General features: G+C 69.1%; 9 protein-coding genes. All 9 read right to left on the reverse strand.

Annotated features, from left to right (window positions below):
- A partial coding sequence (locus tag GA0115259_RS26230; protein ID WP_237540509.1) for a hypothetical protein occupies positions 1–221 on the reverse strand: 221 nt, incomplete at its 3' end.
- A gap of 342 nt (positions 222–563) precedes the next feature.
- Entirely contained in the window at positions 564–1568 is a 1005-nt protein-coding gene (locus GA0115259_RS26235; RefSeq protein ID WP_093601590.1) for a sugar phosphate isomerase/epimerase family protein, read from the reverse strand.
- A gap of 70 nt (positions 1569–1638) precedes the next feature.
- The gene (locus tag GA0115259_RS26240) at positions 1639–2874 is read right to left on the reverse strand and encodes a Gfo/Idh/MocA family protein (RefSeq protein WP_093601592.1); all 1236 of its coding nucleotides are present in this window, start codon (positions 2872–2874) and stop codon (positions 1639–1641) included.
- A 50-nt stretch (positions 2875–2924) separates the two neighbouring features.
- Positions 2925–3965 carry a substrate-binding domain-containing protein gene (locus tag GA0115259_RS26245; protein WP_093601594.1) on the reverse strand — a complete coding sequence of 347 codons (1041 nt, stop codon included), beginning with the start codon at positions 3963–3965 and terminating at the stop codon, positions 2925–2927.
- 57 nt (positions 3966–4022) lie between these two features.
- Positions 4023–5105, reverse strand: coding sequence for an ABC transporter permease (locus tag GA0115259_RS26250; RefSeq protein ID WP_093601596.1), 1083 nt, complete (start codon positions 5103–5105; stop codon positions 4023–4025).
- Entirely contained in the window at positions 5102–6640 is a 1539-nt protein-coding gene (locus tag GA0115259_RS26255; RefSeq protein WP_093601598.1) for a sugar ABC transporter ATP-binding protein, read from the reverse strand. Before GA0115259_RS26255 ends, GA0115259_RS26250 begins: the two co-directional genes overlap by 4 nt.
- 495 nt (positions 6641–7135) lie before the next feature.
- Positions 7136–8317 (reverse strand): ROK family transcriptional regulator, encoded by a 1182-nt coding sequence (locus GA0115259_RS26260; RefSeq protein ID WP_093601600.1) that lies wholly within the window; start codon positions 8315–8317, stop codon positions 7136–7138.
- 207 nt (positions 8318–8524) lie between these two features.
- Positions 8525–9202 (reverse strand): GntR family transcriptional regulator, encoded by a 678-nt coding sequence (locus GA0115259_RS26265; protein ID WP_093601602.1) that lies wholly within the window; start codon positions 9200–9202, stop codon positions 8525–8527.
- Positions 9203–9296: 94 nt separating this feature from the next.
- Positions 9297–10097 (reverse strand): beta-ketoacyl-ACP synthase 3 (locus GA0115259_RS26270; protein ID WP_093601604.1); only part of this gene is annotated, 801 nt, incomplete at its 5' end.

Here is a 10097-nt window from a genome sequence, read left to right on the forward strand (position 1 = left end):
GAGGTGTGCAGCCCCTGCCGGTCCGGCAGGACGGCGAGCGACATCGGCTCGCCCACCTCGTCGGCACCCTTCGCGAGGGTCACCTGCTGAAAGCTTTCCTCCGCGACGTCCGGGTGATCCGGGTGCGCGGCGGCGGGTACGGCGCTGATGCTCGAACCTGCGAGCAGGGCGCCCGTCAGGAGTGCGAGGAGGGTTCTGGCTCTGGGGCGTTTTCTGTGCACGAAAGTCCTCCACAATGGGCTGTTCGTACGTGCGGGTTGCCAATGGAGCGCGGCATGCGATCGCGCTCGCCTCTCGGGGGCGGTGCTCGTCCTGCACCGGATCCTCGGGGGAGGTGGCTGAGTCACCGACATGCGCCGTCACATCGGGGACCACCTATGTCCTGTACATCTCAGTTACATCTGAGTGGACCGTAGCTGTGTTCGTCCGGGACCGAAAGCCCTTGCGCAGAGGAGATGTTGCACTTCTTCCTCCCTCAGGACAAAGGGGATTCCGGGCAGGCCGGACCGCCTGGTGGTAACGCTCACCACCAGGCTTGTCCGGCTCCGCAGGAGCCCGGACCGCTACTCGCCGCCGCCGAAGGCCGCGTCGAAGGAGGCTGTGGGCGCGTCGAAGTCGAAGCGCTTCAGGTCCTTCAGGGCCTCGGGCGCGCCGGCCAGGCGGTCCATGCCCGCGTCCTCCCACTCGACCGAGATGGGGCCCTCGTAACCGATCGACCGCAGCATCCGGAAGACGTCCTCCCAGGGGACATCGCCGTGGCCGGCCGAGACGAAGTCCCAGCCGCGCCGCGGGTCGCCCCAGGGCAGATGCGAGCCGAGCCGGCCGTTGCGGCCGTCGAGGCGCTTGCGCGCCTCCTTGCAGTCGACGTGGTAGATCCGGTCCCGGAAGTCGTAGAGGAAGTTGACCGGGTCCAGGTCCTGCCAGACGAAGTGGCTCGGGTCGAAGTTGAGCCCGAACGCCGGCCGGTTGCCGACCGCCTCCAGCGCGCGCTTGGTGGTCCAGTAGTCGTACGCGATCTCACTCGGATGAACCTCATGCGCGAACCGCACGCCCTCGGCGTCGAAGACATCGAGGATCGGGTTCCACCGCTCCGCGAAGTCCTCGTACCCGCGCTCGATCATGCCGGGCGGCACGGGCGGGAACATCGCGACGAGGTGCCAGATCGAGGATCCGGTGAAGCCGATGACCGTGTCGACGCCGAACGCCGCCGCGGCCCTGGCGGTGTCCTTGATCTCGGCGGCCGCTCGCTGCCGGACGCCCTCGGGCTCGCCGTCGCCCCAGATACGGGACGGCAGGATGCCCTGGTGGCGCTCGTCGATGGGGTTGTCGCAGACGGCCTGGCCGACGAGATGGTTGGAGATCGCCCAGCACTTCAGACCGTACTTGTCGAGGAGCTGGTGGCGGCCGTCCAGATAGCCGGGGTCGGAAAGCGCCTTGTCGACCTCGAAGTGGTCTCCCCAGCAGGCGAGTTCCAGACCGTCGTAACCGAAGTCACGCGCGTGCCTGCACACCTCCTCCAAGGGCAGATCGGCCCACTGGCCGGTGAACAGCGTGAACGGACGTGGCATTCGGACCTCCTTCTCTAGGTGCTGTGCCTTCGCTTGGCACTGCTGCGTCAGCTATGTCCTCTTCTACCTGTTACGCGGACGCGCCGTCGGTTTCCGACAGCTGCGGCACCGGCGTGTACACCGCGTTCTTCGCCGCGCTGTCCTCCACCGCCGCGAGCACCCGCTGCACCTGGAGCCCGTCCGCGAAGGACGGCACCGGATCGGTCCCGGCGGCGACCGCCTCGACCAGATCGCGGGCCTGGTGGACAAAGGTGTGCTCGTAGCCGAGCGCGTGGCCCGGCGGCCACCACGCGTCCAGATAGGGATGCTCCGGCTCCGTGACCAGGATCCGGCGGAAGCCGGAGGAGGGCGCGGGCTCGGTGTGGTCGTGGAACGACAGCTCGTTGAGACGCTCCAGATCGAAGGCGAGCGAGCCGAGCTCGCCGTTGATCTCCAGATGCAGCGCGTTCTTGCGTCCCGCCGCCATCCGGCTGGCCTCGAAGGAGGCCAGCGCGCCCGAGGCGAGCCGGCCCGTGAAGACCGCGGCGTCGTCCACGGTCACCGGGCCGACCTCGCCGCCGCCGGTCGCGGAGAGTCCCGCCGACACCCCGCTGACCAGCGGCCGTTCCTTGACAAAGGTCTCCGCGAGCGCGGACACACCGACCAGCGGTTCCCCCGTCAGGAACTGCGCCAGATCGATGATGTGCGCCCCCAGATCGCCGAGCGCGCCCGATCCCGCCTGCTCGCGCTTGAGCCGCCAGGTGAGCGGGAAGGCCGGATCGACCAGCCAGTCCTGGAGATAGGTGACCCGGACATGGCGCAGAGTGCCGAGCCGGCCCTCCTCGATCAGCTTCCTGGCGTACGAGACGGCGGGCACACGGCGGTAGTTGAAGCCCACCATGGCGAGCTGACCGCGTGCCCTCGCCGCCTCCGCGGCCCTGACCATGGCCTCGGCCTCGGCCACCGAGTTGGCGAGAGGCTTCTCGCACAGCACGTGCTTGCCCGCCTCCAGCGCGGCGATGGCGATCTCCGCATGGCTGTCCCCGGGTGTGCAGACGTCGACCACCTGCACATCGTCGCGCTCGATGAGCCGCCGCCAGTCGGTCTCGACGGCGGCCCAGCCGTGTTTGGCCGCCGCGGCCCGTACCGCGCCCTCGTCACGGCCGCAGATCGCGGCGAGCACGGGCCGCACCGGCAGATCGAAGACATGTCCCGCGGTACGCCACCCCTGTGAGTGGGCGGCGCCCATGAACGCGTATCCGACCATGCCGATACCGAGTGTCGGTGGCGCACCGGCCTCTTTCTCCGACGCTTCCGTGGGGGTCATACGGAGTACTCCTCGTCTGTCGCTGGTGGGGGCGGCCGGTAACAGGCCGGTCAGCTGAAGCCCGTAGGCAGGTACTGGTCGACATTTTCCTTGTCGACGACGGCCGAGTAGCAGGTGAGCGAGGCCGGGATCTCCAGCTCGGCCAGACCGCTGACGCCCTTGGCCTGGCCCAGTGCGCGGGCCAGATCGATGGCGGAGGCGGCCATGGTCGGCGGGTAGAGCACGGTGGCCTTGAGCACGCTGTTGTCGGCCTTGATGGCGTCCATCGCCGCCTTGGCACCGGCGCCGCCGACCATCAGGAAGCCGTCACGGCCCGCCTGCTGGATGGCGCGCAGCGCGCCCACACCCTGGTCGTCGTCGTGGTTCCAGAGCGCGTCGAAGCTGGGCTGTGCCTGGAGGAGCTGGGCCATCTTGGCCTGGCCCGACTCGACGGTGAAGTCGGCCGCCTGGCGGGCGACCTTCTTGATGTTCGGGAAGTTCTTGAGGGCGTCGTCGAAGCCCTGGGTGCGCTGCTGGGTCAGCTCCAGGTTGTCGATCCCGGCCAGCTCGATGACCTTGGCGTTCGGCTTGTCCTTGAGCTTCTCGCCGATGTAGTTGCCGGCGCTGACGCCCATGCCGTAGTTGTCGCCGCCCACCCAGCAGCGGTACGCCTGCGGATCGGCGAAGATCCGGTCCAGGTTGATGACCGGGATACCGGCGCGCATGGCCTTCAGCCCGACCTGGGTGAGCGCCTTGCCGTCGGCCGGCAGGATCACCAGGACGTCGACCTTCTTGTTGATCAGCGTCTCGACCTGGCCGATCTGGGCAGCGGTGTCGTTGGAGCCCTCGGTGATGTCCAGCGTCACCTCCGAGTACCTCGCCGCACGCGACTTGGCGTTCTCGTTGATCGCGTTGAGCCAGCCGTGGTCGGCCTGAGGGCCGGCGAAGCCGATGGTGACGGGCGTGCCGGGCTTGTCGTCGGCGGCGGCCGGCTGGGTGTTGGCCGCCGACTCCTTCTTCTCGGGCTCATTGCTGGTACAGGCGGTGAGGAAGGCACCCGCGGAGATGGCGGCGGTGCCGAAGAGCAGTCCTCTGCGGCTGGTTTCTGGCATGGCGGTTCAACCCTTCACGTTAGGGCGGTACAGGAGTAGCGGGTGCGAGGTCGGAGGTCAGGCCTCGCCGTTGCGCACGGTGCGGCGCTGGACCAGTACGGCGGCGACGATGATGGCGCCCTTCGCGATCTGCTGGACATCGCTCTGGAGATTGTTGAGCGCGAAGATATTGGTGATCGTGGTGAAGACCAGAACACCGAGGACGGAGCCGACGATGGTGCCTCGGCCGCCGCTGAGCAGGGTGCCGCCGATGATCGCCGCGGCGATGGCGTCCAGCTCGTACAGGTTTCCGTTGGTGTTCTGTCCCGAGCCCGCCAGGATGATCAGCAGGAAGGCCGCGATACCGCAGCAGAGCCCGGAGAGCAGATAGAGATAGAGGCGCTGGCGCCGTACGTCGATACCGGCGAGCCTGGCGGCCTCCGCGTTGCCGCCGACGGCGACGGTGCGCCGGCCGAAGGTCGTACGGTTGAGCACCAGCCAGCCGATGACCGTGACGGCGGCGAAGACCAGTACGAGCGGCGGTATCCCGAGGATGTACGAGTCGGGGATACCGAGGTCGAGCACCGAGTTGACGGTGACGATCTGGGTCTTGCCGTCGGTGAGCTGGAGTGCGAGACCGCGGGCGGAGGCGAGCATCGCGAGAGTCGCGATGAACGGCACCATCCCGCCGTACGCGATCAGCAGTCCGTTCACCAGTCCACAGCCGAGACCGACGACCACGGCGGTGAAGAGGATGCCGGCGAAGCCGTACTCCTGAGTGGCGAGTGTCGTCGCCCAGACGGAGGACAGCGCCACGATCGCGCCCACCGACAGATCGATACCACCGCTGGTGATCACAAAGGTCATACCGACCGTGACCACACCGATGACCGAGGCCTGGGTAAGGACGAGCTGGAGGTTGTTGGTGTCCAGGAACTGATCCGGCTTGGTGATACCGCCGACGACGATCAGTGCGGCGAGCACGCCGAGTAGGGAGAGGTTACGGACGTCGAGACGGAGCCCGAGGGCACGCCACCCGCCCTTCTCCCCCGGGGACTTGGCTGCGGACGTGGATGAGGCAGTCGTGGCGGGCGTGGGCGGCTCGGACGTGGCCGCGGCGTCGGGCCCGCCCTGCTGCGCCTCGGAGGCAGGCTGTTTCATGGCGTCGGGCTCCCTTCCATCACAAGGTCGAGTACACGGTGCTCGTCAAGCTCCTGGGCGGGCGCCCGATGGACGATCCGGCCCTCACGGAGCACCAGCACCCGGTCGGCGAGGCCCAGTACTTCGGGTACCTCGCTGGAGACGAGCAGCACGGCGAGGCCTTCGTCGGCCAGCCGGCGGATCACGGCGTACAGCTCGGCGCGGGCGCCGACATCGACACCGCGTGTCGGTTCGTCGAGCAGCAGGACACGGCAGCCGCGCAGCAGCCAGCGGGCGAGGACCGCCTTCTGCTGATTGCCGCCGGAGAGCGTACGGATCGGGACGTCCGGGTTGTCGGGGCGCAGGGAGAGCTCCCTGGTGGCCGCCCTGGCCTCGGTCCGTTCCGCCGAGCGGTCGAGCCAGCCGATCCGCGCGAACCGCGAGAGCGAGGACACCGACACATTGCGGGTGACCGATTCGAGCATCAGCAGGCCCTGGGCCTTGCGTTCCTCGGGCGCCAGCCCAAGTCCCGCGCGTACGGCGGCGGGTACGCTGCCGGGCCGCAGCGGAGTGCCGTTGACTAGGACACGGCCCGCGCTGGGCTTGCGTGCCCCGTAAATGGTCTCCAGGATCTCGGAGCGTCCCGAGCCGACGAGTCCCGCGAGTCCGACGATCTCGCCGGGCCGCAGTTCGAGGTCGACAGGCGCGAACTCACCCTCCCTGGCGAGCCCTTCGACGCGCAGTACGGGCTCGGCCGACGCGGCTGCGGCCGTGGCCGGCGCGGGCCGCTCGGGGAAGACGTACTCGACGTCGCGGCCGGTCATCAGGGCGACGACCTCACGGGTCGGCGTCTCCTTGGCCGGCAGGGCGACGGCCACGGTACGACCGTCCTTGATGACCGTGACACGGTCGCCGATGCGCCGGATCTCCTCCAGCCGGTGGGAGATATAGATGACGGCGACATTGTCGGCGGTCAGTGTGGCCACGACCCGGAAGAGATTGTCGACCTCGTCGGGATCGAGGGCGGCCGACGGCTCGTCCATCACGATGAGCCGTACGTCGTGGGAGAGGGCCCGTGCCATGGACACGATCTGCTGCTGGGCGGCGGAGAGCGAGCCGACCGGCCGGTGCGCCTGGATCTCCGGGTGGCCGAGCCGCTTGAGCAGCGCCGTCGCCGCGCTCCTCGCCTCCCGGCCCCTGACCACGAAGCCCGCGGTGGTCGGTTCATGGCCGAGGAAGATGTTCTCGGCGACCGACAGGCCCTCGACCAGGTCGAGTTCCTGGTAGATGGTGGCGATCCCGAGCTTCATGGCGGCGACGGGCGACTTGAGCGTGACCTCCTCACCTTGCCAGGTGATCACTCCGCCGTCGGGCTGATGAGCCCCGGCGAGCACCTTGATGAGAGTGGACTTGCCGGCGCCGTTCTGGCCCAGCAGGCAGTGGACCTCGCCCGCCTGGACCTCCAGGTCCACACCGTCGAGCGCGCGGACGCCAGGAAAGATCTTGGTGATGCCGGACATGGTGAGCAGAGGGCTCTGTGGTGGTGCTGGTGCCATGGCGTAATCCCCTCGGCGGATGCGGCCCGCCCTGCGGGCAGGACAGAACAGAGGCGGAGCAGAACAAGGGCAGGGCGGAACCAGGTGCGGCGGAGCTGTGTGAGGTCGTACGGGTACGGCGACGCCGGTCGTACGGTGCGTGTGCTGCGGCTCGTGCTGACGCTGTGACGGTGGTGTGCGGCTCGTGCGGGTGCCGAGGGCCCGTGGGACACGGGAGCGCGGCGACATCGGGTACGGCTCGTGCCAGTGGTGCCGGTGGTGCCGGTGGTGCGGCTGGATCAAGTGGCGCCGATGGTGCGGCTCTTACGGTGGTGCGCCGGTGGTACCGGTCGTGCTCGACGGTGCTGATGGTGCGGGTGCTGCGTGTGGTGCCGGTGGTGCCGGTACTGCTTGGTGGTGCGGGCGGTGCGGCTCCTGCGGGGTGGTGCGGGGTGGTGCTCGGTGGTGCGGCTCTTGCGGATGGTGCGTGGTGTCCGGTGGTGCGTGCCGCCGGCCTCAGGCCGGCGAGAACAGATGGTCGCTGATGAGCCGGGCCGCGCCGGTGACTCCGGCGGTCGGGCCCAACTCCCCCAGGACGATGGGGAGATTGCCGGTGGCCAGCGGCAGTGACTGCCGGTAGACCTGGGTGCGGACGCTGGCCAGCAGGGTGTGGCCGAGGCCGGTCACACCGCCGCCGATCACCACCAGGCCCGGGTTGAAGAAGCTGACGAGTCCGGCGATGACCTGACCGACGCGGTTACCGCCCTCGCGTATCAGATCCAGCGCGGTGGGATCTCCGGCGGCGGCAGCCGCGGCCACATCGACGGCGCTGAGCCGGCCCGATGCCTCCAGCCGTCCGGCCAGCTCCGGCGAGCGCCCGGTACGCGCCGCGTCCTCGGCGTCACGGGCGAGCGCGGCACCGCTGAAGTAGGCCTCCAGACAGCCCTTGTTGCCACAGGCGCAGGCGCGGCCGTCCGCCACGACCTGGATATGGCCGATGTCGCCGGCGCTGCCGGTCGTACCGCGGTAGACCTCGCCGCCGACGACGATGCCGCAGCCGATACCGGTGCCGATCTTGATACAGAGGAAGTCTCCGGCGGAGCGCGCGACACCCGCGTGCTGCTCGCCCATCGCCATCAGATTCACATCGTTGTCGACCATGACCGGGCAGCCGAGCTCCTGGCTGAGGGCCTCCCGTACCGGGAAGCCGTCCCAGCCGGGCATGATCGGCGGCGCGACCGGGACACCCTCGGGAAAGCGGACCGGGCCCGGGACTCCGATCCCCGCTCCGTCGAACTCCTCGGCGAGTCCGGTGACCTTGAGCTTGGCCGCCATGGCGAGCACCTGCTCGAAGACGGCGACGGGCCCTTCGCGGACATCCATGGGGTGGTTGAGATGTCCCAGTACCTCAAGCTCCGCGTTGGTCACGGCCACATCGATGGAGGTGGCGCCTATGTCGACGCCGAGGAAGCGCAGGGCGGGCGCCAGCCGGATGTTGTGGGAGCGCCGGCCGCCGCGTGAGGCGGCGAGCCCGTCGGCGACGACCAGACCGGTCTCCAGCAGCCGGTCCACCTCGACGGCGAGCTTGGAGCGCGACAGATCGACCTGATCGCCGAGCTGCGCACGGGAGTTGGGCCCACCGTCGCGCAGCAGTCTGAGCAGTCGCGCCTGATGGGCGTTCGCGGGTCGTGCCGTCATACGTCTCACGCGCCCCTCCCCGCCTTCTCGGCCATGTCTGTCGGCTTTCGAGGGAACGTAGCAGCGCTTGCCCTCAGTGGGAAGAAGTTGAGCGGGAATCAGTCCCAACTTTCTCCACACCGAGGACAAAGCTGTTTTTTGGCATGCCTTTTGAGACCCCATGGGGCCTTATAGGTGATTCGTCCGGATCGTCCGGTTATAGGTGGATCAGATCTGCGTACGGTGGTGATAGGTGCTGCGGGTGTGCTCCGTGTGGCCCTTCATGACCTCGACCGCACGCCGCTCGTCACGCGCCGAGATCGCCTCGATCAGCTCGCGGTGCTCGATCCAGGACTGCTTGCCGCGCTGTCTGGCGACCGGCGTGTAGTACCACCGGACCCGGCGGTCCACCTGCGCGGCCAGCTCGGCGAGCACGACATTGCCCGCCAGCTCCATGACCTTGGCATGGAAGGCCGCGTTGGTGGCGACCGTCAGATCGACGTCGTCGTCCGCCACGGACTGCTCGCCCTGGGCGCAGAGCGCCTCCAGGGCGGCGATCCCGGCCGTGCCGGAGTTGGCCGCGGCCAGCCGGGCGGCCTCCGCCTCCAGGAGCGTACGGACCGAGAGGAGCTGATCCGCCTCCTCCTCCGTCGGCTCATGGACGAAGGCGCCCTGGGCCGGGCGCAGATCGACCCACCCCTCAGTGTTCAGCCGCTGGAGCGCCTCGCGCACCGGCTGCCTGGAGACTCCGAGATGGCCCGCGAGTTCACTCTCGACGAGATGCTGGCCGGGCCGGAGCGCCCTGGTCGTGATCAGTTCGAGCAGGGCTTCGTACACGCGCTCACGCAGCGGACCGGGCCGTTCGAGCTTGGGTACGGCTCCCTGTGCCAATTTCGCGGACAACATCGCGGGTCCCCCTCATGGCCGGCGGTGTCAATGACGGCAGCGACTCACTTCAAGACATTGGCTATCGTCTACAGTCTACCGAGAACGGCCGGGGTTATGGGCAGCGGATGACCTGTCCCGCGTAGGAGAGATTCCCTCCGAAGCCGAAGAGCAGCACCGGGGCACCGGATTCGACCTCTCGGCGCTCCACAAGTTTGGACAGGGCCATGGGGATCGACGCGGCGGACGTATTGCCCGATTCCACGACATCGCGGGCGATCACGGCGTTGACCGCGCCGATCTTCTGGGCGACCGGCTCGATGATCCGCAGATTGGCCTGATGGAGCACGACCGCGGCCAGTTCCTCGGGAGTGACTCCCGCCTTCTCGCAGACCTTGCGCGCGATGGGCGGCAGCTGGGTGGTGGCCCAGCGGTAGACCGACTGGCCCTCCTGGGCGAACCGCGGCGGAGTGCCCTCGATCCGTACGGCGTGGCCCATCTCCGGCACCGAGCCCCAGAGCACCGGGCCGATGCCCGGCTCCTCGGCGGCACCGGTCGCCACGACCACCGCCGCGCCCGCGCCGTCGCCCACCAGCACACAGGTGGAACGATCCGCCCAGTCCGTGACGGCGGTCATCTTGTCGGCGCCGATGACCAGCACCCGGGACGCGGAGCCCGCCCGTACGGCGTGGTCGGCCGTGGCCAGGGCATGGGTGAAGCCCGCGCACACGACATTGAGGTCCATCACCGCGGGCGAGCCCATGGAGAGCCGGGCGGCGACCCGGGCCGCCGTGTTCGGCGAGCGGTCGGTCGCGGTGGAGGTCGCGACCAGTACGAGATCGACGTCCGCCGGGACGAGACCGGCCGCGGCGAGCGCCTTGGCGCCCGCGTGCGCGGCCAGCTCGTCCACCGGCTC

Origin of the sequence: Streptomyces sp. MnatMP-M17 (assembly GCF_900091995.1) — a bacterium.
Lineage (GTDB): Bacteria > Actinomycetota > Actinomycetes > Streptomycetales > Streptomycetaceae > Streptomyces.